This window comes from Bacillus sp. FSL K6-2944 (genome assembly GCF_038005385.1).
GTDB classification, from domain to species: domain Bacteria; phylum Bacillota; class Bacilli; order Bacillales; family Bacillaceae_G; genus Bacillus_A; species Bacillus_A cereus.
The window spans coordinates 177,183-204,113 of record NZ_JBBOTE010000002.1 but is presented as its reverse complement, the minus strand read 5'-3'; the positions used below and the strand labels follow the sequence as shown (position 1 = coordinate 204,113).

Sequence of the window (26,931 nt, the reverse complement as noted above, 5' to 3'; positions counted from 1 at the left end):
CTTATTTACTCCCGACTACATCTGAAAAGCTCTTTTTCTGCTCTGCATATATAACTGGCACTTCTTTACTCCAATATTTGCGATTAACAAATAAAAAGATAAGTACTAAGTTTAATCCTGTTATAAAAATAATAAGTCCAGGAAAGAATGTCGTATAACTTGAGAAATCGGCAAAACTCATAATTTTTTCTCTACTTATTAGAAAAGACGCACCTATTACAAATGCATTGTTTAACATATGTATTGCAATTGGCATGAGTAAACTTTTCGTACGAATATATACGATTGACAATACGATGCTGAATATGGCTGCACCGAGGAAATCAACATGTAACAACGCAAACAATATTGCTACAACGATGGTCGCTATGCTCGTTCCCCATTTTGTTGCAAAACGTTGAAGTAAAAATCCGCGAAAAACAAATTCCCCGATAATTGGTGCGATGAATACGACCCTAATGACTTGAGATACATATCCCCCAGTACTATCTACAATTGGTTCATGCAGGGCGTTCATAATAAAGTCCGGTGTAATCCATGCAAAACTATACATATACAAAATAAGATACCCGTAACTAAACATGCATAACATAACCGTAATGTATAAAACTTGTACCAAGTTAAATGTTTCATTTTTATTAACAAATAATGAAAATGAAATGTGGTGCTTTCTATACTCATAAGAAATCCATACCATCGGAAGGATATAGAATATAAGGATATTTATAAAAGAAGAATTTTGTATATGAAATATACTTGTTAGCAAATCGCCACTACTTCTCGCTATTAAAATTAATAGTGCAAATACAATTAAAAAATATCTAGCTCGCATCACTTGAAACGGGTTCACACTCATCTCCTCCCCTATGTTACTTTTATCATATCATTTGATTCTTAATTTTTTGCGAAAGAAAACCTTAAAATTTCCTTAAAAATTCCATAAGTTACAAAATGATGATATGATATTCGAGAAAATTAGGAGGGATGTTTATGTACCAAGCAAATATTTTACTCGTTGATGATGAAACAGCAATTTTACAATTACTAACTACCATTCTTGAAAAAGAAGGCTTTTCTCATATTACAACTGCAACATCAGCTGAAATGGCTTTATCTCTAACTAAGCAAAACAATTACGATTTAATTATTTTAGATGTAATGCTTCCTGGACAATCTGGTTTTGATATTTGTCCAATCATTCGCCAACAAACAGATTGTCCAATTTTCTTCCTATCAGCAAAAGCATCTGATTTAGATAAAATATCCGGATTTTCATACGGTGCAGATGATTATATTACGAAACCATTTAATCCATTAGAAGTAGTAGCACGCATGAAAGCACAGCTTCGGAGACATATGAAACAAACCGTACCACACGAACAAAAATCACACTCGATTTCATTTGGAAGATTTGAAATTGATCAGCACTCTGCAGAACTAACAGTAGATGGGCACATTGTCGAATGCTCCGCTCAACTCTTTCAACTACTACTCTTCTTTTGCGAGAATCCGAACTACGTATTTTCGAAAGAGGAAATATACGAAAAAGTTTGGGGAGCACCTGCCTATAATGGCGATGACAACACTGTTATGGTCCACATTCGAAAACTACGTGAAAAAATTGAACATGATCCAAGTAAACCAGAATATATAAAAACCGTTCGCGGGCTTGGTTATAAGTTCGTTACAAAGTAGGGTGACGATATGAATTTTAATAAACGACTTATTATTCAATTTATCATGCAACACGTTTTTGTTTTAGTTACATTACTTATCGCTGTAGTTGCTGCTTTTACTTATTTAATTTTTCTTCTTACTAGTACTTTATACGAACCTAATATTCCAGATTCTGATAGTTTTACAATTTCAAGATACATCTCTTCAGAAGATGGGCATATTTCGTTACAATCTGAAGTGCAAGATTTAATAAAGGAGAAAAATGATTGGCTCCAAGTTGTAGATGAAAACGGAAAAATCCTCTACCACTTTAATACACCAAATGATGTTCCGAATGCTTATACGAAGACATCTTTAGTCGCATATATACAACATCATATCGAAAGTAATTATAAATTTACATATTGGGAAATTGAATTAGAAGAAAAGAAAGTACTTGTTATTTATGGTGGTATGTTAAAAAGCAATGCGTTACTGACAGCAATTCAAAAGGATCACTCCTCTTTAACGATGGATTCGTTCACATTAACAGATCAAGAAAAACAGTTACTGTCTAAAGAAAAAGCAGCACTTCAAATATTTAATCAAAATGGCGAAGAGGTTTTTGCCTATCCAGCTGGAAAGAAAAAAACATTTTCAGCAATACAAATCGCCCTTAATGAAAAAGAACCGTGGAATCATAAAGAAAATACGTCTAGCTTTTACGATGCAAATAGTGGCAACCTTCTCGTTGTAACTGCAAAAAATGAGCACTACTATCCAGGTGACGAAATTGAAGATGTATTTACTAAGAAGTTTCTCATCGGATGCGGATTAATCCTTCTTATCGTATTTGTTTATTTAGTCATTCTTTCTATTTGGTACGGTAATAAATTCGGGAAACCGTTATTACATGCGATGCGCTGGCTTAAAAATATCGCTGGTGGAAAGTATGAAGAACCTATTAGTAAAAAAGGAAAACCCGTCAGGTTCCGGCGATCTGGTAAAGAAAAATGGTCATTCCGTTTGTTTAGAGATGTAACAAGTTCACTAGAACACCTTTCTATTACACTCAAAAAAAATGATGCGATGAGGCAAGTCCTCCAGCAAACACGAGAAGAATGGATTACCGGTCTAACACACGACTTAAAAACACCACTTAGCTCTATATATGGCTACGCATTATTACTCGAATCGAATCAATATAACTGGACTGATCGTGATATTCAGCAATTTGGTAGTGTTATGAAAGAGAAATCTCAATATATGACAACATTAATTGATGATTTAAGCTTAACGTATCAATTAAAAAATAACAGCCTTCCTGCCCAACACGTAAACGTTGAAATCAATCAGTTCGTTCAAAAAGTGTTATTGCAATTTATTAACAATCCAACACTCCAAAATCAAAATATTGAATTCGTACCGAGCTCAAATAAAATTCAATATTTCATTGAAGAAAAATGGTTCCAGCGTATTATCGAAAACTTACTCGTAAATGCTGTAAAACATAATAATGAAACAACTACTGTCATCGTAAAACTATCACAAAACGCTAATTGCTTTACACTCTCCATTTCAGATGATGGAAAAGGAATGGATGAAAAAACGAAAGAACTTCTATTTGAACGATATTACCGCGGAACAAACACAGAAGAAAGCAACATCGGAACTGGACTTGGCCTAGCCATTACAAAACAGCTCGTTCATGCTCATAACGGAACAATTTCCGTTGATAGTGCACTCGGAAAAGGAACGACGATTATTCTTGTATTTCCGTTTCGTTCGTAGGAAAGACGCTATGTGGCGTCTTTTTTCTTTTCTGGGATGATTTTACAGTAATTGAAATTATGTGGATCGTTTTTTTGAGGTGTTTTATCGGTATATGAAATTATATCGGCGATTTTTTGAATATATCAGCGCAACTCGAATTATATCAGCGATTTTCTAGATATATCGACTTACCGACAAAAACCGACAATACTAACATGCTTCCCTACTATACAAAGTAAAAATAAAACTATTAACAAATACATTTCTAAACTGTTATACTATAAATAGAAGTATAAACTAACTAAGTTTTGCATAAAATGAAGTAGACGAGGTGCTTCCAACACCCCGTCACTGCAACTAATTACCGCAAGGTGGAAGGTTGCAACTAAAGCTTATTTGCGCTTAGAAGACTTCCCACGCTTCGCAGGCAGACGGGTGGTCTTCTTTTTGCGCTTTTTTGCCGTTAATTTCTTAAATCCAAAAACTATACCTTCTCTAGCTATAGTTTTTGTAATTTCCAACAAAATTTGCAAAAGAAATTCCATACGATTACACCTCCTTTCTTCACAAAATGAAGAAAGGGCATAACCTTCCACCCGCAATATTTAATTGCTATTTTATTTTACCATTTTCATATGTATTACAGATAAAACAATACAAATTTAACAATCCACTTATAAAAAAGCGAACCATCTCCCAATGATTCGCTCTTACCCTATTATTTTTTCTTCACCGGTATCCAAAGCTCTACTTGTGCAAACTCACTCTTATCTTCGTCACAACGCTCATCGTACAGTTCAAACTCTGTAACTCCGCAATGTTCATACCCTGAATGCGGGAACCATTCTGAGAATACTGCATTCCAAGTTTGGTGGATAGACGATACCATTTCTTCATGAGGAACTTTCGGCGTTGTAAATACTGCATATGTTGCTGCCGGGAAAGTACGCTTTGCAATTTCATTTGGTACATTTTCAAAGTCTGTAACTTCCATTCCGATAATATAAGTGAAGTCTCCCGTTTCTAAATTAAAATCAGTACATAATCCAAGCTCTACCCATTGACTCGTATCTTTACGATTCAGAATCGTCGTTCCAAGATCTTTTTGTAAATATTCTTGCCAAAATGCTGGAATGTCTTGATGGTTTTTCCCTTCTTTACTTGTCGTCTTCAGTTCATAACCCGCCACTAAAAATTCTGGTTTATTTACAATACGATATTCCATTTGTATGCCTCCTAAATACGGATTTAATTTTCTTTGCTTTACATTTACTCTGTAATACATCGGTGTTTCGATTTCTTGTTTTCGATATTCACTCGGTGTCATTTGAAATAATTTTTTAAAGGCTCTCGTGAACGTTTCGTGAGATTGAAAGCCATGTTCAAACGCGATATCAATAACTTTTTCATCCGTATGAGAAAGTTGATAAGCTGCCCGGGCTAACCTCCTCTTTCGAACATACTCCATTACCGTATCACCTACTAACGCCTGAAATACACGATGAAAATGAGACTCAGAAAAACCTGCAACCCGCGCTAAATTACGCAGCGTTTGTTTTTCCATTACATCTTCCTCAATATAATCAATTGACCTTTGAATTTGTGTTTCATAGCTTTCCATCTCTGTTCACCCACCTTATATGTATTATGATAAAAGAGAACGCAATCCAATTCTTGACGTTTTTTACTATAATTCCATAAAAAATTGTAACTTTTTTATATGTATTTCGTTGTTATGTATGAAGGGAGGGAAATGTAGTGAAACGTAAACAATCATTAGAAGAAATTTACTCAGAGCATATGCAAGATTTATTTCGCTATCTTCTCTCCCTAACCGGAGATTCCCACTATGCGGAAGATCTCATGCAAGAAACATTTTACCGAATGCTCGTCCATATTGACTATTATAAAGGAGAAGAAATTAGGCCGTGGTTATTTACAATTGCCTACAATGCCTTTATCGATTGGTATCGAAAAGAAAAAAAGTATAAAACAACTACAGTGGAAGAATTCCATTTACCAAACGTGCCAAGTACAGAACATGAATATTTCGTAAAACATGAGATTGCTAGTTGGTTAGACAGTTTATACGCTCTTCCGCTCGAAAGACGAAATGTCCTACTACTACGAGATTACTATGGATTCTCCTATAAGGAAATAGCAGAAATGACTGGTCTCTCATTAGCGAAAGTGAAAATTGAATTACACAGGGGACGGAAAGACACGAAAAGCATAAAGGAGTGATACGGATGGGTTGTACAGAATTTAAAAAACTATGGAAGAAGTATGAAAATGGAACGCTCACGCATGATGAACAAGAACTGTTAGAAAGTCATATTGAGTCATGTGAAGAGTGTGAAGCTTACTTAGATGAGCTGTTAACAAAAACAGAACCAATTAAGAAAAAGTTACCTCCAAAAAATCTTAAAATTCCTTTTTGGAGAATTAAGTGGAAACATCGTTTACAAACGTTTGGTTTTATATTATCAATTTGCATCGTTATCTATATAATCGGCGGGGTATTATCAGCCTTTTATTTTCAAGCTAATAATGATAAAAGGCTAGAAGAAATTAGAGAGGTTCCTTCGCTTGCACTTGAAGCAACGATCCCAAATAGCCGTGTTATGGGAGGCGGAACAAGTGTAGAAGCTTTTTTCCGTACGAATAGCCAATTTGATTTAGTACGAACCGTCGGTAAAAAAGAAATGCCCCTCGGTACAATAGAAACAAAAAGCTTCTTATCATCTGTAGATGTTACGAAGCGAACTTGGATGAATCCGTTCTATCAACCAAAACTCTTCTTTGTTCATCCAAAAACAGAGCAGGGTGATTATTTAAAGGATTCATCAAAAAAAGTATGGGATACACTTGCAAAAGTACATGATGGAACCGTTGCAGAAGTAGCAATTTCTTTTGATAAAGCTTACACTTTAAAAGAATTAGAACCGCTTTTATATAGCACATTCGAGGCACAAGAACTCCCTCCAACTCCTTTATGGTACGCTTTAGATACAGGACAAGAAAGAAAAAATGTAGATGACTATATCCTACATGGCGGAGAAGCTATAGGGTTTCCAGAACATGTAAGATTCCTCGATAATGAAACTGACGGGCAGAAAACGCAAGAAGACAAAGTAACCGAAATGATGCGCGTCCTTTCTATCCATAAAAAAACGGTAAGCAAAATAGCAGCGCTTTCTGAGAAAGAACTAAACTTAGATAAACGTTATGAATATGTAAAAGAGAATGGCGTAAAAGTATACGGCATTGTCATTACTGGCCCGTCGAAAGAGTTATTAAAATTACAAAACTCCCCGCACGTACGTTATGCGACTCTTGGAGATATTGAGATTTGGAATTGGTTTGATCATTAATAAAAAAGAAGTAGCGCTCTAAAAACGATGCGCTACTTCTTTTTTAATTCGAAATCACTTTCACATACATCCCTCTCACCGCTTTTTCATAAGCAATATCACTCATCTGTCTTATGTTTTCTGACACAACAGATGCTGGAATAACTTCACCTTCACGAAGTAACGGAGGATCAATAAGACGGACTTTATTTTTCTGATACAAATCGTAATCGTCTCTATCTTCTTTTACTTTTACATTGGGATGAACTTTTCTTAATAAAGCATGGACTTCTGAATCATTACATTGCTGCAATTTCGAAATAAGCTCAGCATCTTCAAGAAGGAAATCATCTGCATGAATAACCTTTTTATGAAGAGCTAACTTTAACGTTTTCACTAACATATCATTTCCGTAAATATTCATTGGTTCCATAAAGAAATCGATTACTTCTTTGTAATACGTTTCTGTAAACCATTCCGCTATTTGGATATTTTGCAGAACCATTTTCCCCTCTACTGCGATAATATCCTCTAAAAATCTATGAACCTCTTCTAAAGAAATATATCCGTATGTATACATATCTCGTAACGTATAATCTACTCGATCTGCGCATAATTCGGGCGCTGACCTTTCTAGTAACGTCCACTTCGAATCATCTAATAAAATATCTTCATAGTTATAACCATACTTCGCAAGGATCGCTGGAATTTCTGAGTTTTTCACAACAGAACTAAATATCTCTTCATGATAACTCTCATCTTCATTATCAAAAACGTAATCAATCACGTGGGAAAAAGCAGTATGCGATACGTCATGAAGTAAACTAGCGATCTGTTCTTCTACTGAACCACCTAGTTTTTTAACTAATAACATAACACCAACGGAATGATCAAAGCGCGTTACATTCCATTTCTCGTTCATTAAGTAACTTGCGCCTCCTTGATGAATCCCCTTTAGTCTTTGCATAGACTTACTTGAAATTAATTCTTCTACTACTTGATCCACTTCAAATTCTCCGTATAGTACATCTGATATGATCACTTACAATCCCCCTTTATTTTAATCGACTCTTATAATCGTATCTCTTTTATGAAATTAGCACCAACATAAATATTTATTGTTATTTGTTTTTATTGAAAAAAATAGAGAGCAATCAGCTCTCTATTTCATAACCCCTATTCAAACGTAACTTCTACCTGCACAATCTCCGACCTACTACCAAGTCTAAGCGGGGGTCCCCAAAATCCAAATCCAGAAGAAACAATTGCGTGGAACGCGCCTTTTTGTGCGTATCCCCAGTCTAGCTCGTACATTCTTCTCGTTACAATATGATTGGGCGCCATTTGTCCGCGGTGCGTATGACCGGATAATAATAAATCTACACCTGCCGCTGCTGCTTGTTTCAACTCAAATGGCTGGTGATCCATTGCGATAACAGGCATCGATTTATCTACCGTACTCATTAATTGTTTAAAGCTTTGACGATCTCGCTCTGTTTTATCTCTTCTTCCAACGAGATAAAAGTCATCTTCAATTGTAATTACTTCATCTAAAAGAATACGAATATCAATCTTATCCATCTCTTGTAAAAACTCTGGAACTGCTCTGCCGTAGTATTCATGGTTTCCTAAAACGCCATATACGCCTAATGGAGCTTTCATTTGTTTCATGATCGATCCCATATTCTTTTGAATGAACACACCTGGATGATCATCGATAATATCACCTGGCAGTAAAATAATATCAGGTTCCATCTCATTTACATGACGAACAAGTCTTTTTAAATGTGAAACGCCAGACAGTTTACCGAAATGCATATCAGAAGCCATCGCAATGCGTAAACTTTTACGCCCCTCTACCTTTTTCGGTATGTGCACCTCGTACTTTCTTACTACCGGACTATACGCATTAAATACTCCGTACGCAAAGATAAAGATAAATGCAGCTATCACAGCCGCTCCTGTCCAAATAATTGCCTCTTCTTTCTCTACTGAAAACTGTAAAAGAAAGACCATAATATTAGCTAATGGCAACAACATAAGTGCATATTGTATGACCGCAAACCAAATCGAACCTATCGTTCGCAGAAATGGCAGAAACTTAAACACTTGCACGAGAATGTACGCATATGAAATAAATGCGACTATGAAAGCATAATATCCCCAAGATTCCCAGCCAAATACCGCATGAAGCCAAACCCATCCGTTCCAGCCGATGTAAAACATAAGTAGTGTGTATATAATTAATATCGTAAATATATTGAGATAACGAAGATTCTTCACAGCCAGCCTCCTTATTGATTTCTTTTATTATAACTTGTTATGCACTTATAACGTAAATATTAAGCGCTTCAATCTTCAGAATAAGAACATTGATAAACATATTGTCTTAAAATTTTTAAGAACGGCTGTAATGGACATTTTCGAGTCTTAAGTGTTGGATGAAATTCTATTATCTTTATCCTTCAAAACTCATCTATGCAATTATGCATAACCATCCATTCCGTTTTATTTTCATGTTACGATATAAATGTAATACGACATATATCGACAAAGATAAAAGGAAGTGATTGTATGAAACGTTCTAAAACATACTTAAAATATTTAGCATTATCCGCTGTTTTTGCTAGTAGCGCTGTAACTCTTTCAACACCTGCTGCTTATGCTCAAACAACATCGCAAGTTGTAACAGATATCGGGCAAAATGCAAAAACACATACGAGCTATAATACATTTAATAATGACCAAGCTGATAATATGACAATGTCTTTAAAGGTAACTTTTATCGATGACCCAAGCGCTGATAAACAGATTGCCGTTATTAATACAACTGGTAGTTTTCTAAAAGCAAATCCTACTATAAGTGATGCACCTATTGATAACTACCCAATCCCTGGCGCTAGTGCAACATTACGTTATCCTTCACAATATGATGTTGCATTTAACCTTCAAGATAACAGCGCTCGTTTCTTTAACGTAGCACCTACAAATGCTGTAGAAGAAACGACTGTAACATCTAGCGTATCTTATCAACTTGGTGGCTCTGTTAAAGCTTCTGTAACGCCTAATGGCCCTAGCGGTGAAGCTGGTGCAACTGGTCAAGTCACTTGGTCTGACTCTGTAAGCTATAAACAAACTAGTTATAAAACAAATTTAATTGACCAAACAAACAAAAACGTAAAGTGGAACGTATTCTTTAACGGATATAACAATCAAAACTGGGGTATTTATACACGTGACTCCTATCATTCTTTATATGGAAACCAACTTTTCATGTACTCTCGCACATACCTATATGAATCTGATGCAAAAGGTAATTTAATACCGATGGATCAACTTCCAGCGCTAACAAATAGCGGTTTCTCTCCTGGTATGATCGCTGTTGTTATCTCTGAAAAAAATACAGATCAATCTAACTTACAAGTCGCTTATACAAAACACGCCGACGATTACCAACTTCGTCCAGGCTACACATTCGGAACTGCAAACTGGGTTGGAAACAACGTAAAAGACGTTGATCAAAAAACATTTAATAAATTGTTCACACTAGATTGGAAGAATAAAAAGTTAGTAGAGAAAAAATAAAGTAAAAAAAACGAAGGGCTATTTAAACTCTTCGTTTTTTTACTTATTCATAATAAGCTCCCGCGAGTAATACCGTCGCTATGAAATTCCATGATATATTTTTAGGCATCTCTTCACCTTTATTTTGAAAAGCACCATCACAATCATTTAGCCATGCTTCCAATGATTCTAAGTAATCTTCTAACGTTATATTCTCCCACTCATCTTTATTTTCTTTAAAATCTTTTTGAAGATAAAACAGGAATTCTACTAATTTTTCTTTTGAATCTACACCAGTAGCTAGCTCATACATATCCATATTATTACTCCTTTCAAATACAAGTAAAATCCGCTATCTCTTCAACACAAAAACATTCTTTTTTATAAAACGCTATATTTCTCTTCCAACCAATCTTCTATAACATATTGTCCTGCTATCCCTGAAGGATTTTTAATTTTCTTACCTTCTTCTTCACTAACCATTTCAAAATCGATTAAAGGACCATCTGCTCTCCCTCGGCTCACAAAATAAGTCCCCTGATTCTTATTCTCAAACACAAAATCTGGAAGATTATACTCCCCCGGATCAAACAATTCCATTGGTAATCCACCAATAATTTTCCAATCACCATCTAACCAACCAGACCAGGCAGTATACGCCGTAAATAATACTTCTTTTTGATTCTTGTAATAGTTTTTAAACTCGCTTATCCGTATTTTTTCATCTGTAAATAAAGAAAAATATTCTACATATGTTTCCCCATCATATGGCCTCGTAACATTTTGTCCTTTCACTAACATTCCGTACCCATACTTATTAATATTTTTAAGATTTATCGCAAAAACTATCCCTGGCTTAAATGATTTTTTGCGACGTTTCTTTAATTTAAACTTACAATCTACTACTTCTTGTTCCTCTAAAGAAAAACTATCACTCTGCATTTCTAATGCATTTTTCAACATAATCTCTAACTCATTTATATGTGGTAATCTGCGAGGCCCTTCATTATATATCTTTTCAATCTCTTGAAAAGCATCCATTAAAATATCAATGCTTTCATCACTTATAATCAATTTATCCCCTTTTATTTCCTCTTTATAAAAAGACATATTTTCTCTCCTTTACTCTCTTATACATATCCCTTGAAGACTCTCTTTTTCTTTCTATCACACTAAACCACGCACCACTTCTTCTAATAATAAATTCAACCATTCATCCAATTTGTTTTAAAACACTCTAATACACTCAGCTTTCTTTCCATAGTACTATCTCGACATTATACTCATTCTTTAGAAAAGAAAAAGCACTTCTCATTGCTTCATCTACTACAATAAGGCTAGAATAAATTAATCCTCTTTGAGCATCGTCATATCCAATGAAATGTAATACTTCTTTTGTATATAACATGAAATCTTCTAATTCTAATTGCACACCAAAGTCCCAATTTTCATGTGCATACCATACAATAATCTTCTTAGACAATAAACTAGTTAATTCACGTTCAAATTCTTTTATTTCATTGATAACTTGTTCAGCATTTAATTCACTCATAACTTTGATAGGATTCGGTGTTTCATCAATTAAAAAGTTTACTAATGAAGCAATTTTCTTCCCGCTAATAATCTCAAATTCTTTTATAGACGGACATAGCATCAAAAACTTTTCTCTAGTAGCCTTTTCCTCGACCTTTTCTCTTAACATTGCAATTTTCTTTAAACGTTCATTCACATTTATCACCTCATACATTCAGTAAATTAACATAATAAAGCGTATCATCCGTTTGAAAATACATAACCGATCCGCGGCTATAATAATTAACAAATTGAATCGGCTCTCCAAAATGTTCATAGTATTTTTTCTGAATGTCACTTAATTTATTTTTTCGAAAAAAATTCATTTATGCTCTACAACCCTCTTTCTACTATACAACCTTGTTATTAAAGATAGATTTCTTCTTTCCAACTACTGGATTTAGATTGAACTACTATTAGATTTTCACTTTCCCATTTTAATGTACCCAAAAATCTTGCATACACCATTTCATTCCCTACCTCTTCTACCAATAGTTGATCTCGAATCTTTAATCCCTTTTCATCATACACTTCACATCGTAGCTGGAAACCTTTAACACGATGAATTCCTTTTAATATCGCTATCTTCTTACGGCTTGGGCTTTTCTTAGGTGTCTTCCCAACTAAAAATATTCCTTCATAGTTTTGCTTCACAATTTCATCTAAAGATTCCTCTATATACCCTTTAACAACAGATGATGAAAGAGTAGAGTTTTCTTCAAGTCCAAGGACAACATATTGGCGTACTAATTTGCAAAACTCTTTATATTTCTCTTCAACTGAATTTAATGCTAAAAAGTCCATAAAATCATATGGAACATATATACGAATTTCACCCAAAGCTCTATTCACTTCATATGAAATATCAGTGTTTTCGTTAGCTAAACAAAAGACAGTTACTTTTTCAATCTCTCTTAATCCCATCTCAAACTCGCTAACTTTCTTTGAGAAAATTAGCTCAAAAATTCTAATTTCATGTACAAGCAAGTAATGTTTTTTAGGACGTTTTTTTTTCCAATCGTAAAACTTTACTTCAAGCAATATAATTCACTCCTTTAAATTTATCACCATGCATCGGGGACCTATGATACCTTTTATTAATTTATTAAACTGTACTCCTTTTTCATTCTACCTTATCTATATTTTTAATATCCTCTACTCACAATGCACGCGGTGACATAACAGCCATAAATATATCACTTCTCTCACCTGGTGCCATATACATTCCTTCTGCATCTAAATATTCAATGGAAAAGGCTGCTAGCTCATACGCCATTTCTTGATCGCATTCAAAAAGTGGATTTATAAAAACCTCACTTCCTGTAATCTTTTGTAAACCTTTCAAACAGTTAGACTTACTTCTTGCATAATCAGCCGCATTCTCATTAGACCAGGACCACATCCAACTGTTACTCTTTTCAGACCAAGAACCTATAAAAACAACACTAAATTCAAGTAATACTTGATCATTTTTTTTAAACTGTAATATACATCGATCTTGATCATACCAATACTCATCAAAGTTATAGATATTATAATCCGAAATGAATTTTTGCTGTTTACTTTCTAATTTGTCATAACACATAACAAGATAATTCTCGAATTGTTCATCCGTCATTGCCAATTATCACACGCTCCCTTCATTCAAGATTTCCGCTACAAACAATATATCTTATATCTTACTCTCTCAAAACCTATATAAAGTGAAACTTTAATTAGTCCTTACCAATCGGGCTTTTACCGGTAGCCCCCCGCCCACATATCATATACCTTTCTACCACTAAGATATCTTAATATATACAAAGAAAGAAGAACTTATATAAGCCCTTCTTTCCATAAATAGTTTCTTTACTACATCTAATTTATTTTATCACGATAATTAAATTCACTATTACACAAATGCACCCCAACCATCTGTATATCCACTAAACTCTTCACCGAGTTTATTCAATTCCTTTTGCATCTCTACGATATCCTCATAAATTAAGAACATTTCTTTAGAACAAGTACATGTCCAATCTTCAAATTCTTCATTATAATCTAATTCACAATTTAAGCCCAATGCTTGTAATCTAACAAGTACTTTTTCCCCATTGTCTTGATCAGGAATTGCAATAAAGAAATCTACTATATGTTTTTTATTAAAATCTATCCCTTGCTTGTATAACATATTTAATACTTGTCCATCTTCATCTTTTGGGAATTTCATTATAATACCCTCCTGTATACCATTAAAACTCTTATTTTTATGCGAATAATGCCTCTTATCCATAAAGCTACCAAATTCTATCCCTTTACAGACACTAAAATCATCATCTACAACATTACTTTCTGCAAAAGAGAACTACTTTAATCTACACAATGTTTCTATAAAACTTATTGTAATTACATCCCCACAACTAAAAATATTTAGGACCTCTAAATATTAAATAGCAGAAAAATCTTCAATTAGACCTTGCAGTAGCTTTAATTTTAATTCTTTTTTGTTCATATAATTCCTTCCCGTTCTCTATTTTGATTTATCCCACGAGGATTAGATACATGTCCTATCCTATATATAAAGAAAAAAGAGCCTATATTCGCTCTTCCTTCATACAAACATTTAACAAATGCATCTTTCTAACCACTAACTTTTCTGGTGATATATTAATAGCCTCTAAAAGCAAACTGAATATACATGTATGTACCAACACCATAAACAACAAAAGCAACTATAGTAATTAGCCAATTTTCACGAGTTTTTTGTACATACTTCGAGCATGCCCAAAAAAGAAGTAAAATAATTAATTGAATTGCAGTCACTTTTGAGACAGCAATTATAGTAGTTTCTGTAACATATAATATCCACACTCCTAGAGACATACGTATGATTGGAATAATAAACAAAAACCTATTCTTACTAATACTTTCTTTAATATCAAACAGATAATTTTCTTGAAAAAAAACGACCAATGTTAATATAAGACTTAAACTCAAAACTATAATAAACTCTAAAAATTCTAGAAACGCTATCCACATCAACAATTCCCTCTTTCTTTTCCTATAGCATAAGGTTCATTGTAAATTTTTAATGCAGCTATTCTATTTTTACTAGAAAGATTCAACAATCGTTTTGCATTCACATCATACTAATATGTAACATTACCATGCATCTTAAACTACCATTAATTTGTTATCAACATTATACCGATACGTAACAAGAATCCTTTGCTCCATATTTTTTTAATTGCGTTGATATTCCTTCAGCATACACCATATTTTTTGGGATAGATTCAAAATACATAGAATTTAAGATAGTGTCATGGTTATGCGCCAAACGCCCTAATGCCTTCACTCTTTTTTTAGGTGAAGTTAGTTCAAAAATAATTCTATCCTGGATTTTTTTTTGAAAAAAACTCCTAACTATGAGTTCTTCATATTCTTTATCCATGTATCTTTTATCCTCCTATATTCTTAAAGTTACCTTTTTTGAAAAATATAAGTGGTGCGACATATATATATTAATTAACTTTGGATATCTCCAGTATCTCCTTGCGCTAAAAAAATCATTTAATTACCTCTTATTATTTTCATGTTGCATAAATATCGAAATTATTACTAGCAATTGTTAAAAGCGCACCATCATATTGAATAAATGCACACGCCGATGATGGAACTAATTCGATTTGTGGTACAACACATTCTCCCATTAAACACTTCATCAATTTACTTTGATTTATTTCCTCTAGTTTAATACCAACGCTATTTCCTAAACTGATAATAGCAAAAGTATTTTCTATACTTACACCATAAAAATACTTGATTATATATGATACTTCTGTCCTTGGTATAGAATCAAAAACAAAGAAAATGTTCCTTCTTCCCGAATCAAAAACTGTGTAGGAAATGTTTTTAGACTCTATTTCTTCTTTCACATTTTTTTCCTCAGATTTATCTACATGTACAATAAACTGATTAATCCTCTCTTGAACAAGTAAACTTAAATTATCAACATTACGATTATAATCATCAAATAAATCTGTTTCATAAATATCAGTTATATTACTAACACGGTATATATTTGCATCTTCAATACGTTGAACCTTTTCGAATGTAAACTCCATAGTACACCTTCTTTTCTCTCAAAGTTATATTTATCCCTATTCCATCCTACTATTCTCATTTAATAATATTAAGTTTATCTATTCCTATTTGTTTTTATAAATCAATAATAATCTAATTCTCCTCACAGAGAATCCGCTTTTCACCTTATAATACGCTACTTGTAGAGTATGCATACCATTCCCTTTTCCATATCTGTTTCGTATAACGGATTAATGTTGTCTCCATTTAAATCAAAATTCCGAATTATAGGCATTTAAATCCCTAGCTTCTTTAAAGTAATTTCTAAATTTATCATCAATATTTATATCGTTACTTAATAACAACATCAAACTGGAATCCCAACAAACAATTTCAAGTTTTGCTTGAGGGTGCTGAATATTTGGACTTGGTACCCAGAGCCCTTCGTTTCCATTTGCATAGGGCTCTACAAGCAAATTATTAATATCAATGTTTATAGACTTATCAAACGCAGATAGTACGCCCCAAATAAATTGAGGATTATATTTCTTTACGAGATTTGAAAGATCTTCACCTGCTATCCAAACTATTGGATACGACATTTTAGGATAATCTCGGATAAGTTTCTCTTCCTGATGTGCGACAATCTCCATGTCTGTTATAAGCCAATTAAACTCTTTTTCCCTACTTTCAAATGAGTCAAAAACGGAAGCCAAAACTGTATGTTTAGATCCATGTAAAATGAAGTTCATCCAATCCCTCCAATTAGTAACAATCGATAAGTTAGCCTTCTTGAACTTATTATGTGTAGATAATTAAACAAATACCAATGAATACTGTTACTATACACAATATAATAGTTGTTGCAGTATCTAGCAAAATGCTTACGGCTAGGAAAATTATTGATTTAAGGGCAAAAGAAGGTCCTTTTTCTTTCCATTGCCGATAGATTTGTATCATTGCATAAATTAATGGAATCATACCACCTATAATCAGAATAATCCCTATTATTTTCTCCATGTTTCCTCTCCTTTTAAAGATTCGAATCAATAAATATACTATATAATCATACGCCCTCAGAATATATCCTTATATTTTTGGAGTTATTCTACACATGCAAAACTCTCTAATCATAGCTACGCTCGTATTAAGCGCATTGTTAAAAATTATATAATCTTTCATTCTGTAATTAACGGAACTTTCCATCTGCTAAAAACGTTGCCATATAGCTTAACATTTTCTAAGGTATTAAATTTCCTAAGATATCAATTAGCTCTTCTAATGCTCTTCCCAAATCGTTTATATTGTCTCGTTCATCAAAACCTTTTTCCATTAATTCATCTACTATAATATCTCTCAATTTATTTATTTTTTCAGTTTCTATCATACTTAAGTCTTCATAAACATTTAACCATAGTAAATGTTTATTTTGTGATTCTAATGTCTGTTTCAATAAAATCTGCATCTCTTTATTTAATTTAAACAACCTTATCTTCTCCTTTCCCAGTTTATTTTGAACCCTTAGCAAAAGTTGTAATTACTTTACCTTTTTTATTTAAAACTACTACAGCCTGTTTACTAGTAGATTTAGTTCTACCGCCACTTTGTATAACTTTTTCGCCAGTTTTAACAGCATTTAAAATGGCCTTAGATGATACTCCTACACCATTACGACTAATTGCCTATACCATTTCTTTTCTTTCATAAACTCACCTGTTATGAAGTGACCTTTGTCAATAGTTTTTCACCCATAATATTTTTCTTGATGGCATACAAAAGCTTCAGAAATAAGATCTATCGACAGTTAACCACTCTGTTATTCGTGGATTGGTTACCTCAGGTTAATGGTTCGTCGTTAGGCTCTTATAATCTCACTGCGTGGATCACACCTTTTCAAATTCTAATAAATAGCTTGTTTATCAGAATTTCAGCCATGCCAGAAGAGGTGAGTCATAGATAGCCAGACCTGTAATTCACTATCTCTGAAGCTCATCTATGCCATCAATTGATACCTTTGGTTTCTAACTATGAATGAATCAATCAACTTCATATCCTTCCCTCTTTATTTTCGGTGAATTTTACCTGTTTCTAATCCCCATATAAAACACCCCAGTTCTCTTGCGATAGCTGTAACGGCAACATTTCTAGGTTTCCCTTGATATATCATGCGATAATATTTTCTTTGTAACCTTTCTACAGCCTGATCCGCATAAGCAATCACTTCGCTTCGTTGCCCTTTTTGTCTTGCTTTCACTCGCTTCGATTTTAATCCGATTGTTCCTTTTACCAACGCATTTGCACATTCTACAAGAGTAGACCTAACGGTCGAATTTCCTTGTTTTGTAATCGAACGTCGACTGATTTTTTCTCCACTTGAGCTTTCGCTTGGTGTCAATCCTACATAAGCCATAAATGCTTTAGCCGTGGGAAAACGAGTGAAGTCTGCAATTTCCACATGAACAGTCATTGCCGATGTTGTATCTATACCTTTTAAGCATCTTAAATTTGCGATTGGTTCTTCGTACCTTTCACGATGAGATAATTCTTCTAATCTCAGACTGAACCGCTCAATTTTATCGACTAGAACATCATACTGTAATAGGTATTCGCCTAACGTTTCTTTGAATAATCCTTGTAGATCAAGATTCTTTAACCATTTCATATAAGCGATTGTCCAGCTTGATTTCCCTTCATACACATAGCCATGCCTTAAAAGGAATGCTTTTATCTGTTGTTTTATTTTTTTCAAAGATGTTTTAAAATCACCTAACATGCGGATATACTCTTTCACGGCAACATCCTCTTCTTCTGGAACATATACTTCTTTATAGGTGCCATTTGCTAAATTAAGAGCAATCATTTTGGCATCGAATTTATCATTTTTAACCATTTTATTTTTTGATGAACTGTACATTGTTGTGGGAGCTAAAATATCACAATCAATTCCATTTTGTTCAAGAAGATTATGAAGTGAATACCCTAAACAACCAGCCTCATATCCAGCTTTAATTTTTATATCTTCACCATATTTTGTTTTCAGTTTCTCAACGAATTTTTTTACGAGAGATACATTTGAAGCACATCGTGCTTCTCTTACAATTTCCCCAGTTGTTCCGTGTAGTGCACATAAGCTAAAACTTTCCTTGTGGACATCCATCCCAATATAGATTATATTTTCCATAGTGGCCTCCTATTATCATAGGGTATAACCCCATTCATAATGTTTTCATTCATTATTATGGGTTAAAATCCCTGACTTGATAATCTAGGAGGTCGCTTCATATTATCTCGCTGAAATATTTTTTAACACAATAATGTTACATATCCAAATCTAAATAAAATAAAGAGTAAAGTAAATACAGTTTAAAAATAAATACATCTATCATAAAAAAGAAAAGACGATTTCTTTTCTCATTTATGCTTGTAGTATCCCAATCCGATTTAACGATTGATAAAATAAGACAAGGGCCTTTTTGGAATCATCGGTTAAACTTGCAATTTAGTTGAAGAAGGAACAAACTGATGATGCGGAAAAACGTAGTATATAGAAGACTATGTAAGGAGTTTGTCATATGATTGATAACAGAATTTCGAAAGATTATGATCATGAAATAGATGATTCTTTAAAAGAAATTACAGATACAACCATCTTACTTAATTTTCAAAAAGCGATTGTAAGTTTATATCCTCATCTAATACCAATTCATGCTTTTGCCTATGACGCATGGGATGATATTGTAATGCCATTGTTTTATGAAATGGTATATAAAACCTTTGCTTTTAAATACGGGATAGATATTAACTTTAAAGAAACTCATACCTATATGTTTTCGCTTAATAGTTATAAAGGGATACATCACATCGAGTGTGTTCCAAAGTGCACAACATTTAAGATTTATATTAACGAAGAATGGATTGAAATGGATAATAAAAGTTTGAAAGACAATGTATTTGTATTTAAGTCATTTGGGGATGGATTGCATTTTCTAACTGGTGGAATTGAAATTGAAGATGCTTATCGTGTAGGATTTGACCTTGTTGAGGTTGATATTGTTTCTACCATAACAGGTCTTCCATCTAAAACAAGTATTTTTATTGATAAAGAGCGTGTAGACTTTGTGTTTGTCGCAGAAACATATGATACAAATATCCAAAATTAAAAATTTTATGTAAGAAAGTAAGAAGAATCTCTTCATTACTACTCGTACCAAATAGTTGTGTGAACACGCTCCGCTATTATATATGCAAACTTCCGACTACATTTCATATGAGAAAAGTTATTACGATAAACAAAGAAAAGGTCTCCTAAAATATCTTTTAGGAGACCTTTTCTTATTAATAGATTTTGTAATTTAAGAGTGAACACTCTTAAATTACAAAATCCTCCGGAATAAACACTTTCACTTCTTTCGGCTGTACGTATACGAAATCACCCGCTTGAATGTTCAGCTGCTTGAACTGTTCTTTCGTAATTTCTGCTTCTAAATATTCATCTGTTCCGTCTCGTTTTAATTCTACATATACGATATTTCCGACTGCGTGAGAATAAGATACTTTTGCCGGGATTGCATCTATGCTCTGTTTCGTACGAGAGATTGATAAGTCATGCGGCCTTACGTAGGCTATTCCGTCTACGTTGGAAACGTGCTTATGCTCTGGTGCTTCTAGTTCGACCGATCCTACATTTAGCTTTCCTTTATGAACGCGGCCGTGAAATAAATTTACATTTCCTAAAAAATCGTAAACGAACGGGCTTGCTGGGTTTTCATATACTTCTTCCGGTGTTCCCATTTGTTCAATGCGACCTTCATTCATTACAACGATACGGTCTGCAACGTCTAACGCTTCTTCTTGATCATGCGTTACGAATACGCTCGTAATTTGAAATTCGTCATGTAATTTTCGGAGCCATCTTCGTAATTCTTTTCTCACCTTTGCATCGAGTGCACCGAACGGTTCATCAAGTAATAAAATTTTCGGTTCGACTGCAAGTGCCCGGGCTAGTGCAATACGTTGACGTTGTCCACCAGATAATTGCGCTGGATAACGTTTAGCAAAGCCATCCATCTTTACGAGCTTTAATAATTCTGTTACCTTTTCTTCTATCGCTTCTGCTGACGGTCTTAAGCTTTTCTTTCTTACTTTTAAACCGAAAGCGACATTCTCAAATACATTCATATGTTTAAAGAGCGCATAGTGCTGAAAGACGAAACCGACTTGCCTGTTTTTCACGTGAATGTCTGTTAGATCTTCCCCATCAAATGAAACAGAGCCTCCATCCGCTTCTTCTAATCCTGCAATAATGCGTAATAACGTCGTTTTCCCAGAACCTGACGGGCCTAATAAGGCAACAAGTTCACCTTTTGGAATATCCAAATGAATGTCTGTTAGTGCTTGAAATGTACCATATTGCTTTGATACACCTTGAATTTGAATACTCACCGTAATCCCCCTCTTATTGTCGTTTTTCCATTCGCCATTCAATCCAGTTTTTTATAACGAGTGTAAACACTGCAATTAATGACATTAACGTCGCTACTGCAAATGCTGCTGAAAATTGATATTCATTGTACAAAATTTCAATATGGAGCGGCATCGTGTTCGTAATGCCACGCACGTGACCTGATACGACAGAAACGGCTCCAAACTCACCGATAGCACGGGCATTACATAGAATCATGCCGTATAAAAGACCCCATTTTATATTTGGAAGCGTAACGCGCCAAAACATTTTCCAGCCACTTGCGCCAAGTGATAAAGCTGCCTCTTCTTCACTTTTCCCTTGCGCCTGCATAATGGGAATTAATTCACGTGCAACGAACGGGAAGGTTACAAAGATTGTTGCGATAATAATGCCTGGTACAGAGAAAATGAGTTTCACTCCATGTTCAAGTAACCATTCGCCAAGAGCACCCCTCGGTGTGAAAAGTAAAACGAATACTAATCCTGCGATAACTGGTGACACAGCAAACGGCAGTTCAATAAGAGAGAGTAATACTTGTTTTCCTTTAAACTGAAACTTTGTAATAAGCCATGCGGCCGCTACCCCAAATATCGTATTAAGCGGCACAACGATTAACGCAACGAGAAGCGTTAATCTAATTGCTGAAAATGCTTCTTGATCTGTAATAGCGGCAATGTATACATCCATCCCTCTTTCAAAGGCTTTTAGAAAAATAGTTATGAGTGGCAGTAATAGAAAGAGAGATAAAAATAAAACTGTAATCGTAATTAATATGCCTGGTACAAGCTTAGATTCTTTTTTAGCTGATACGCTTTTTACTATTTTCTTTTCTAATAATGTTGGTTCCATTTTCTCTCCCCCTATTCACTTTTTAGTTCATGCCTTCTACTCCAGCTTTGAATCATATTAATCAGAAGAAGGAAAAGGAGGGAAATAATAAGCATCACGGTCGCTACAGCTGTTGCCCCCGCGTAATCATATTGTTCTAGTTTTGTCATAATCATGAGTGGTGCAATTTCTGTTTTCATCGGCATATTACCTGCGATGAAAACGACAGATCCGTATTCTCCTAATGCTCTTGCAAATGCGAGTGAAAAACCTGCAAGAAGAGCGGGAAAGATTTCTGGTAAAATGATTTTCACAAATATTTGCAAGCGGGATGCACCTAAGCTCGAAGCTGCCTCTTCTACTTCTTTATCAATATTTTGCAGCACTGGTTGCACCATTCGAACGACAAATGGTAAACCGATAAAAGTAAGCGCAACGATAATTCCGAGTGGTGTAAAAGCTACTTTTATATGCAACAGACCAAATATTTTCCCAATCCATCCATTTTCCGCATAAAGCGTTGTAAGTGTAATACCAGCTACAGCTGTCGGAAGTGCAAACGGTAAATCAATGAGTCCATCTAATAGTCGTTTCCCTGGAAATTTGTAGCGTACGAGCACCCAAGCTATTAATAAACCGAAAATGGCATTTACAATAGCCGCTACCAATGAAGTTGTAAAACTAACTTGATAGGAATGCAACACACGCTCGTTCGTTATAACCCCAGCGAACTTCTTCCAACCTAACTGTGAAGTTTGAATAAATACGATAGAAAGTGGTATAAGTACGAATAAACTCATGTACAACATTGTAAATCCAAGCGATAATCCAAACCCTGGTAAAACACGCTTCTTCCTCATCCTCTTTCACCTCTTCCCCCTTTAGCAGTGCATTATTTTTGATAAATTTTATCGAATACGCCGCCGTCATTAAAGTGTTTTTCTTGTGCTTTTTTCCAACCACCAAATAGTTCACCTACTGTAAATAATTGAACTTTCGGAAATTGGGATGCATATTTTTCTGCTACTTTTTCATTACGCGGACGATAAAAGTTTTTCGCCGCAATTTCCTGTCCTTTTTCTGAGTACAAATATTCAAGATACCCTTCTGCTACTTTTTTCGTTCCTTTTTTATCAACGACTTTATCTACAACCGCTACTGGTGGTTCTGCAAGTACACTAATAGAAGGGGTTACAATTTCAAATTTATCTTTTCCAAGCTCTTTTTGAGATAATAACGCTTCATTTTCCCATGCGATTAATACGTCACCAATTCCTTTTTCAACAAATGTTGTCGTTGCTCCGCGCGCTCCTGAATCTAATACTTCTACGTTTTTATAAATTTGGCTAACAAACTCTTTCGCCTTATCTTCACTATTATTATATTTTTTCAATGCGTATCCCCACGCCGCTAAATAGTTCCAACGTGCTCCGCCTGATGTTTTTGGATTTGGTGTAATGACAGACACACCTTTTTTCGTTAAATCATCCCAGTCTTTAATTCCTTTCGGGTTTCCTTTTCGAACAAGAAATACAATTGTTGACGTGTATGGAGTGGAATTATTCGCAAGTCGCTTCTGCCAATCTTCTGCTAGTTGTTTTTTCTTACTAATGGCATCAATATCATAAGCAAGTGCTAGTGTAACAACGTCTGCTTCTAAGCCATCAATAACAGAACGCGCCTGACTTCCAGATCCCCCGTGTGATTGTTTTACATTTACTGTTTGCCCGTGCTTCTCTTTCCAATACTTCGCAAAATCTTTATTAAAATCTTGATATAACTCCCTAGTTGGATCATAAGAAACATTTAAAAGCTCAACTGTTTTTTTATCCCCACTTCCTTCAGAATTACTAGTGGATGTTGCCGAACCACACCCTGATAAAAGTACAACTGCTGATAATAAAACACCTGTACTTTTCATAAACGCTGCCTTACCCCACTTTTTCATCGTTAAGCCCCCTTAGTTTATACAATAGAAAAAGGCACACAATATATTCACAAATGTGAACATTGTGCGCCTTCAGTTTATCTGATTAGCTTCTAATGTATTGTATTCGATTTCTTTTCATTTTAATTCTGTAATTCATATGTGTCAACTTGGATTTTAAATTTTCTTGCTAAACTAAAATATTGGCATACTTCGAGCCCAATGATTTTTCAAATCAGCAAATTCTTTTGGTAACTTACTATTTTCATTCCATTCTAATTTATATGCATTTACTAACACCGTAGCCATTGATTCACGGTTCATTACTCCATTTTGATTAAAATTACCGTTCTTATCATTTTCAGAGTTCATCCATAATTTCACAAATAAGATATTGCACTCGCCGTAAGCGTTAATCCCTTCTGTTCTATGTATATCTCCTCCTTGTTGGTCATATGAAGCTTTAAATATATGGCACCACAGCTTAATCAATGCACAAAAAAATGAGGCAACCACCTTCAAAGATGGTTGCCTCATTTTTACACTTGCATCGCTTTCTCTCTCAATGCTCTTCTTAACAACTTACCAGTCGTATTCTTCGGTAATTCTATTAAAAACTCAATGCTTTTCGGCACTTTATATTTCGCTAAATGTAACGTGCAGTAATGCATTAGTTCTTCTTCTGTTACGTTTGCTTGCTTCAAAACGACGTACGCCCGCACAGCTTCTCCTAAGTTTTCATCAGGAACACCGATTACAACAACTTCCGCTACTGATTCGTGCGTATATAATACTTCTTCTACTTCACGAGGATATACGTTATAACCGCCAACTAAGACGATATCTTTTTTACGATCAACGATATAGAAGTAACCTTCTCCATCCATTTTCGCCAAGTCACCTGTATATAGCCAGCCGTCTTTCAATGTCGCAGCTGTATCTTCTGGTGCATTATAGTATCCTTTCATAACGTTAGGTCCGCGAACGATTAATTCGCCGACTGCGCCGACAGGTACTTCTTCCCCAAGTTCATTTACAATTTTATTTTCTACATGCCAAATATTTGTGCCAATCGACCCTGGTTTACGAGGACGATCTAGCGGATTGAAACAAGTAACTGGTGATGCTTCTGATAAACCGTATCCTTCTGAAACAATAACGTTAAAACGTTTTTCAAAGTTTTGTAGAAGAGCAACAGGCATCGATGCGCCACCGGAAATACAAAGACGAAGCGTCTTCACATCTTCTGCGCTTGCTTCTTCAAATAAATATAAATAATTGTACATCGTCGGTACGCCAGCAAAGATCGTTGGTTCGTACGTACGACAAATACGGAATACTTCTTTCGGACTAAATTTCGGTAACATTAAAATCGTTGCCCCGTTCACAATCGGTGCATTTACCGCCACTGTTAAACAGAATACATGGAACATAGGCAGTGCCGCAACAACACGGTCATCAGCCGTATATTGTAAATACGAAGCCACATCGCTCGCATTACTATATAAATTTTTATGTGTAAGCATAGCGCCTTTCGGTTTTCCAGTTGTGCCCGAAGTGTATAGGATAACCGCTACATCTTCTTCATCTAGTTCAGGACCTTCGTAAGTTGTATCTCCAGTCCCCACAAAACTAGTAAACGTTTTCATTTTTTCGGTTTCTGTATGGTTAAAATCTGATGAGGTTTCGCATATGATGATGTTTTCTAATGAAGGAAGTCTTGTTGTAAGAGATTGTATAACAGGTAGAAGGACGTCGAGTACGATGATTGTTTTTACATCTCCATTTTGTAAAATATAATGCATTTCGTCTGCTGTATAAATTGGATTAACTGGAATAACAGTTGCTCCGGCTTTCATTGTTCCGTATAAACCGACCAAAAAATGTGGTGAGTTCCCAACAACTAATGCGACATTGTCCCCTTTTCCAATGCCTATTTCTGCTAAATTGCCAGAAAACCTTGTGACCATTTTGTTTAATTGGTCATATGAGACCGACTGATCCATAAATATATAAGCCGGTTTATCCCCCTTCTTTTTTGCCGTTTCAGCCAAAGATTGAACGAGATTCACAAAAACCCCACCTTTATAAAATTTAGAATATTTAAAAATTCTAAATTAATTATATTAAAAGAAAATTAAAGTGGCAAGTGATATTCTATTAACTGCATATAGACAGACCACCTACTCTTAGTTTACTTTGGAAGAATAAGGGGATTTTATTTGTAAGTAATTTATGAAACTAGACCAGAAATCATTTTAGGATAATATGCATTCATCTTTTCTCTAAGTTTATTAAGTTCCTCTTTATTTAACGTCGTATGCTCGCCGTGCAAGTTAAGAGCGTCCGCTCCATCTTCATGAAAATACACCGTAACATATAACGTCGGTAACCCTTTGTTGTTTTCATCTATTGATAAGACGACATCTGGTGTTTTATTAACAGTGCTGAATGTTTCATTTCTTTTCCACTTCTTATTTTGAAACATGTCTTGTATATCATGTATCTTTCGTTTGTTATCTGTATGCGTAAAATATATAACATTATCCTCAGCCGGTTTTCCGATAGACAAAATTGTACGACTTGAGGGCAATCCACTGTTACACGCTGTCATTCCGATGACGAAGCTGAGCAATAATATAACGTACATTACCCTTTTCATTTCGATTCGCCTCCTTTTGAATATATATATTCCTTTACGAGGGGCAAATGTCCTGTGATTTTATGTTTTT

The 26,931-nt window shown here is 34.6% G+C and carries 31 protein-coding genes and 1 pseudogene; 7 read left to right on the top strand and 25 right to left on the bottom strand.

Translation table 11 applies throughout. The features are described 5' to 3' along the window. Position 1 precedes the first annotated feature (1 nt). Complete coding sequence (locus tag MHH55_RS22070; protein WP_001067988.1) at positions 2-850, bottom strand: CPBP family intramembrane glutamic endopeptidase; 849 nt, start codon at positions 848-850, stop codon at positions 2-4. Positions 851-990: 140 nt separating this feature from the next. Between MHH55_RS22070 and MHH55_RS22065 the strand changes: the two genes are divergently transcribed. Together MHH55_RS22065 and MHH55_RS22060 are read left to right on the top strand one after the other, a co-directional pair. Further along, the gene (locus MHH55_RS22065) at positions 991-1,695 is read left to right on the top strand and encodes a response regulator transcription factor (RefSeq protein WP_000283871.1); all 705 of its coding nucleotides are present in this window, start codon (positions 991-993) and stop codon (positions 1,693-1,695) included. Positions 1,696-1,704: 9 nt separating this feature from the next. Further along, on the top strand, positions 1,705-3,447 hold the full coding sequence (locus tag MHH55_RS22060; protein ID WP_078187130.1) for a sensor histidine kinase: 1,743 nt from the start codon (positions 1,705-1,707) through the stop codon (positions 3,445-3,447). A 374-nt stretch (positions 3,448-3,821) separates the two neighbouring features. Here the strand turns inward: MHH55_RS22060 and MHH55_RS22055 are convergent, their stop codons facing one another. Further along, entirely contained in the window at positions 3,822-3,974 is a 153-nt protein-coding gene (locus tag MHH55_RS22055; protein ID WP_000394943.1) for a hypothetical protein, read from the bottom strand. 173 nt (positions 3,975-4,147) lie between these two features. Beyond that, positions 4,148-5,050 carry an AraC family transcriptional regulator gene (locus tag MHH55_RS22050; protein ID WP_078187131.1) on the bottom strand — a complete coding sequence of 301 codons (903 nt, stop codon included), beginning with the start codon at positions 5,048-5,050 and terminating at the stop codon, positions 4,148-4,150. Between the two features lie 137 nt (positions 5,051-5,187). Here MHH55_RS22050 and MHH55_RS22045 point away from each other — a divergent pair, with 137 nt between their 5' ends. Together MHH55_RS22045 and MHH55_RS22040 are read left to right on the top strand one after the other, a co-directional pair. Then, positions 5,188-5,673: an RNA polymerase sigma factor gene (locus MHH55_RS22045; RefSeq protein ID WP_000824008.1), complete on the top strand. Its 486-nt coding sequence runs from the start codon at positions 5,188-5,190 to the stop codon at positions 5,671-5,673. A 5-nt stretch (positions 5,674-5,678) separates the two neighbouring features. After that, on the top strand, positions 5,679-6,803 hold the full coding sequence (locus tag MHH55_RS22040; RefSeq protein ID WP_000501943.1) for an anti-sigma factor: 1,125 nt from the start codon (positions 5,679-5,681) through the stop codon (positions 6,801-6,803). A 43-nt stretch (positions 6,804-6,846) separates the two neighbouring features. Here MHH55_RS22040 and MHH55_RS22035 read toward each other — a convergent pair whose 3' ends face one another. Together MHH55_RS22035 and MHH55_RS22030 are read right to left on the bottom strand one after the other, a co-directional pair. Continuing rightward, entirely contained in the window at positions 6,847-7,824 is a 978-nt protein-coding gene (locus tag MHH55_RS22035; RefSeq protein WP_075677610.1) for an HD domain-containing protein, read from the bottom strand. A gap of 134 nt (positions 7,825-7,958) precedes the next feature. Then, positions 7,959-9,065 carry a metallophosphoesterase gene (locus MHH55_RS22030; RefSeq protein ID WP_063220280.1) on the bottom strand — a complete coding sequence of 369 codons (1,107 nt, stop codon included), beginning with the start codon at positions 9,063-9,065 and terminating at the stop codon, positions 7,959-7,961. Between the two features lie 34 nt (positions 9,066-9,099). Here MHH55_RS22030 and MHH55_RS22025 point away from each other — a divergent pair. Together MHH55_RS22025 and cytK2 are read left to right on the top strand one after the other, a co-directional pair. Then, a pseudogene (locus tag MHH55_RS22025) lies at positions 9,100-9,213 on the top strand (TetR family transcriptional regulator); the annotation flags it as partial. Between the two features lie 143 nt (positions 9,214-9,356). Continuing rightward, the gene (gene cytK2 / locus MHH55_RS22020; protein WP_000830637.1) at positions 9,357-10,367 is read left to right on the top strand and encodes a beta-channel forming cytolysin CytK2; all 1,011 of its coding nucleotides are present in this window, start codon (positions 9,357-9,359) and stop codon (positions 10,365-10,367) included. Between the two features lie 43 nt (positions 10,368-10,410). Here cytK2 and MHH55_RS22015 read toward each other — a convergent pair whose 3' ends face one another. The 13 genes from MHH55_RS22015 to MHH55_RS21955 all read right to left on the bottom strand — a co-directional run bounded on the left by MHH55_RS22015 (position 10,411) and on the right by MHH55_RS21955 (position 19,161). Beyond that, positions 10,411-10,665, bottom strand: a complete 255-nt coding sequence (locus tag MHH55_RS22015; RefSeq protein WP_000367770.1) for a DUF7660 family protein — start codon at positions 10,663-10,665, stop codon at positions 10,411-10,413. A gap of 62 nt (positions 10,666-10,727) precedes the next feature. After that, a complete protein-coding gene (locus MHH55_RS22010; RefSeq protein WP_016122082.1) occupies positions 10,728-11,456 on the bottom strand; it encodes an Imm26 family immunity protein in 729 nt (242 codons plus the stop codon). Positions 11,457-11,592: 136 nt separating this feature from the next. Beyond that, a complete protein-coding gene (locus MHH55_RS22005) occupies positions 11,593-12,075 on the bottom strand; it encodes a hypothetical protein (RefSeq protein ID WP_001005736.1) in 483 nt (160 codons plus the stop codon). Between the two features lie 209 nt (positions 12,076-12,284). Beyond that, positions 12,285-12,959: a hypothetical protein gene (locus MHH55_RS22000; protein ID WP_061456910.1), complete on the bottom strand. Its 675-nt coding sequence runs from the start codon at positions 12,957-12,959 to the stop codon at positions 12,285-12,287. 118 nt (positions 12,960-13,077) lie between these two features. Continuing rightward, positions 13,078-13,542: a DUF6882 domain-containing protein gene (locus MHH55_RS21995; RefSeq protein ID WP_017674274.1), complete on the bottom strand. Its 465-nt coding sequence runs from the start codon at positions 13,540-13,542 to the stop codon at positions 13,078-13,080. Positions 13,543-13,809: 267 nt separating this feature from the next. Then, positions 13,810-14,127 (bottom strand): ribonuclease E inhibitor RraB, encoded by a 318-nt coding sequence (locus MHH55_RS21990; protein ID WP_061456909.1) that lies wholly within the window; start codon positions 14,125-14,127, stop codon positions 13,810-13,812. A gap of 437 nt (positions 14,128-14,564) precedes the next feature. Further along, on the bottom strand, positions 14,565-14,936 hold the full coding sequence (locus tag MHH55_RS21985) for a hypothetical protein (protein ID WP_074553938.1): 372 nt from the start codon (positions 14,934-14,936) through the stop codon (positions 14,565-14,567). A 163-nt stretch (positions 14,937-15,099) separates the two neighbouring features. Beyond that, on the bottom strand, positions 15,100-15,348 hold the full coding sequence (locus tag MHH55_RS21980) for a hypothetical protein (protein WP_074553940.1): 249 nt from the start codon (positions 15,346-15,348) through the stop codon (positions 15,100-15,102). Positions 15,349-15,487: 139 nt separating this feature from the next. After that, entirely contained in the window at positions 15,488-16,021 is a 534-nt protein-coding gene (locus MHH55_RS21975) for a hypothetical protein (protein WP_000397230.1), read from the bottom strand. A 231-nt stretch (positions 16,022-16,252) separates the two neighbouring features. Further along, positions 16,253-16,732, bottom strand: a complete 480-nt coding sequence (locus MHH55_RS21970; RefSeq protein ID WP_078187132.1) for a hypothetical protein — start codon at positions 16,730-16,732, stop codon at positions 16,253-16,255. Between the two features lie 49 nt (positions 16,733-16,781). Next, a complete protein-coding gene (locus tag MHH55_RS21965; protein ID WP_000411162.1) occupies positions 16,782-17,000 on the bottom strand; it encodes a hypothetical protein in 219 nt (72 codons plus the stop codon). A 220-nt stretch (positions 17,001-17,220) separates the two neighbouring features. Continuing rightward, a complete protein-coding gene (locus MHH55_RS21960) occupies positions 17,221-17,466 on the bottom strand; it encodes a hypothetical protein (protein ID WP_000475564.1) in 246 nt (81 codons plus the stop codon). 576 nt (positions 17,467-18,042) lie between these two features. Then, positions 18,043-19,161: an IS110 family transposase gene (locus MHH55_RS21955; protein ID WP_340880263.1), complete on the bottom strand. Its 1,119-nt coding sequence runs from the start codon at positions 19,159-19,161 to the stop codon at positions 18,043-18,045. A 391-nt stretch (positions 19,162-19,552) separates the two neighbouring features. On the opposite strand from MHH55_RS21955, the gene MHH55_RS21950 reads away from it, so the two are divergent. Further along, positions 19,553-20,140 carry a hypothetical protein gene (locus MHH55_RS21950; RefSeq protein WP_078187553.1) on the top strand — a complete coding sequence of 196 codons (588 nt, stop codon included), beginning with the start codon at positions 19,553-19,555 and terminating at the stop codon, positions 20,138-20,140. Positions 20,141-20,348: 208 nt separating this feature from the next. Here the strand turns inward: MHH55_RS21950 and MHH55_RS21945 are convergent, their stop codons facing one another. The 7 genes from MHH55_RS21945 to MHH55_RS21915 form a co-directional block, all read right to left on the bottom strand. Beyond that, a complete protein-coding gene (locus MHH55_RS21945; RefSeq protein ID WP_000027105.1) occupies positions 20,349-21,422 on the bottom strand; it encodes a sulfate/molybdate ABC transporter ATP-binding protein in 1,074 nt (357 codons plus the stop codon). 13 nt (positions 21,423-21,435) lie between these two features. Beyond that, positions 21,436-22,293 carry a sulfate ABC transporter permease subunit CysW gene (gene cysW / locus MHH55_RS21940; protein WP_000433826.1) on the bottom strand — a complete coding sequence of 286 codons (858 nt, stop codon included), beginning with the start codon at positions 22,291-22,293 and terminating at the stop codon, positions 21,436-21,438. 11 nt (positions 22,294-22,304) lie between these two features. Then, positions 22,305-23,132 (bottom strand): sulfate ABC transporter permease subunit CysT, encoded by an 828-nt coding sequence (gene cysT / locus MHH55_RS21935; protein WP_048534210.1) that lies wholly within the window; start codon positions 23,130-23,132, stop codon positions 22,305-22,307. 32 nt (positions 23,133-23,164) lie between these two features. Continuing rightward, positions 23,165-24,220 (bottom strand): sulfate ABC transporter substrate-binding protein, encoded by a 1,056-nt coding sequence (locus tag MHH55_RS21930; protein ID WP_016122071.1) that lies wholly within the window; start codon positions 24,218-24,220, stop codon positions 23,165-23,167. Positions 24,221-24,394: 174 nt separating this feature from the next. Next, positions 24,395-24,571, bottom strand: a complete 177-nt coding sequence (locus MHH55_RS21925) for a hypothetical protein (protein ID WP_001986183.1) — start codon at positions 24,569-24,571, stop codon at positions 24,395-24,397. Positions 24,572-24,738: 167 nt separating this feature from the next. Beyond that, positions 24,739-26,271, bottom strand: a complete 1,533-nt coding sequence (locus tag MHH55_RS21920; RefSeq protein WP_078187554.1) for a fatty acid--CoA ligase family protein — start codon at positions 26,269-26,271, stop codon at positions 24,739-24,741. Positions 26,272-26,432: 161 nt separating this feature from the next. Then, a complete protein-coding gene (locus MHH55_RS21915) occupies positions 26,433-26,861 on the bottom strand; it encodes a hypothetical protein (protein WP_000832612.1) in 429 nt (142 codons plus the stop codon). Between the last annotated feature and the right edge of the window lie 70 nt (positions 26,862-26,931).

What these genes read in the sequence shown, in the direction of transcription:
- cysT (WP_048534210.1), bottom strand. Translation starts at nt 23,132, where the DNA reads ATGAGGAAGAAGCGTGTTTTACCAGGGTTTGGATTATCGCTTGGATTT.
- cysW (WP_000433826.1), bottom strand. Translation starts at nt 22,293, where the DNA reads ATGGAACCAACATTATTAGAAAAGAAAATAGTAAAAAGCGTATCAGCT.
- MHH55_RS22040 (WP_000501943.1), top strand. Translation starts at nt 5,679, where the DNA reads ATGGGTTGTACAGAATTTAAAAAACTATGGAAGAAGTATGAAAATGGA.
- MHH55_RS22065 (WP_000283871.1), top strand. Translation starts at nt 991, where the DNA reads ATGTACCAAGCAAATATTTTACTCGTTGATGATGAAACAGCAATTTTA.
- MHH55_RS22055 (WP_000394943.1), bottom strand. Translation starts at nt 3,974, where the DNA reads ATGGAATTTCTTTTGCAAATTTTGTTGGAAATTACAAAAACTATAGCT.
- MHH55_RS21985 (WP_074553938.1), bottom strand. Translation starts at nt 14,936, where the DNA reads ATGTGGATAGCGTTTCTAGAATTTTTAGAGTTTATTATAGTTTTGAGT.
- MHH55_RS21955 (WP_340880263.1), bottom strand. Translation starts at nt 19,161, where the DNA reads ATGGAAAATATAATCTATATTGGGATGGATGTCCACAAGGAAAGTTTT.
- MHH55_RS22015 (WP_000367770.1), bottom strand. Translation starts at nt 10,665, where the DNA reads ATGGATATGTATGAGCTAGCTACTGGTGTAGATTCAAAAGAAAAATTA.
- MHH55_RS22060 (WP_078187130.1), top strand. Translation starts at nt 1,705, where the DNA reads ATGAATTTTAATAAACGACTTATTATTCAATTTATCATGCAACACGTT.
- MHH55_RS21965 (WP_000411162.1), bottom strand. Translation starts at nt 17,000, where the DNA reads ATGGAGAAAATAATAGGGATTATTCTGATTATAGGTGGTATGATTCCA.
- MHH55_RS21925 (WP_001986183.1), bottom strand. Translation starts at nt 24,571, where the DNA reads ATGAACTCTGAAAATGATAAGAACGGTAATTTTAATCAAAATGGAGTA.
- MHH55_RS21970 (WP_078187132.1), bottom strand. Translation starts at nt 16,732, where the DNA reads ATGAACTTCATTTTACATGGATCTAAACATACAGTTTTGGCTTCCGTT.
- MHH55_RS21915 (WP_000832612.1), bottom strand. Translation starts at nt 26,861, where the DNA reads ATGAAAAGGGTAATGTACGTTATATTATTGCTCAGCTTCGTCATCGGA.
- MHH55_RS21990 (WP_061456909.1), bottom strand. Translation starts at nt 14,127, where the DNA reads ATGAAATTCCCAAAAGATGAAGATGGACAAGTATTAAATATGTTATAC.
- MHH55_RS22010 (WP_016122082.1), bottom strand. Translation starts at nt 11,456, where the DNA reads ATGTCTTTTTATAAAGAGGAAATAAAAGGGGATAAATTGATTATAAGT.
- MHH55_RS21980 (WP_074553940.1), bottom strand. Translation starts at nt 15,348, where the DNA reads ATGGATAAAGAATATGAAGAACTCATAGTTAGGAGTTTTTTTCAAAAA.
- MHH55_RS22050 (WP_078187131.1), bottom strand. Translation starts at nt 5,050, where the DNA reads ATGGAAAGCTATGAAACACAAATTCAAAGGTCAATTGATTATATTGAG.
- cytK2 (WP_000830637.1), top strand. Translation starts at nt 9,357, where the DNA reads ATGAAACGTTCTAAAACATACTTAAAATATTTAGCATTATCCGCTGTT.
- MHH55_RS21975 (WP_000397230.1), bottom strand. Translation starts at nt 16,021, where the DNA reads ATGGAGTTTACATTCGAAAAGGTTCAACGTATTGAAGATGCAAATATA.
- MHH55_RS21930 (WP_016122071.1), bottom strand. Translation starts at nt 24,220, where the DNA reads ATGAAAAAGTGGGGTAAGGCAGCGTTTATGAAAAGTACAGGTGTTTTA.
- MHH55_RS21950 (WP_078187553.1), top strand. Translation starts at nt 19,553, where the DNA reads ATGATTGATAACAGAATTTCGAAAGATTATGATCATGAAATAGATGAT.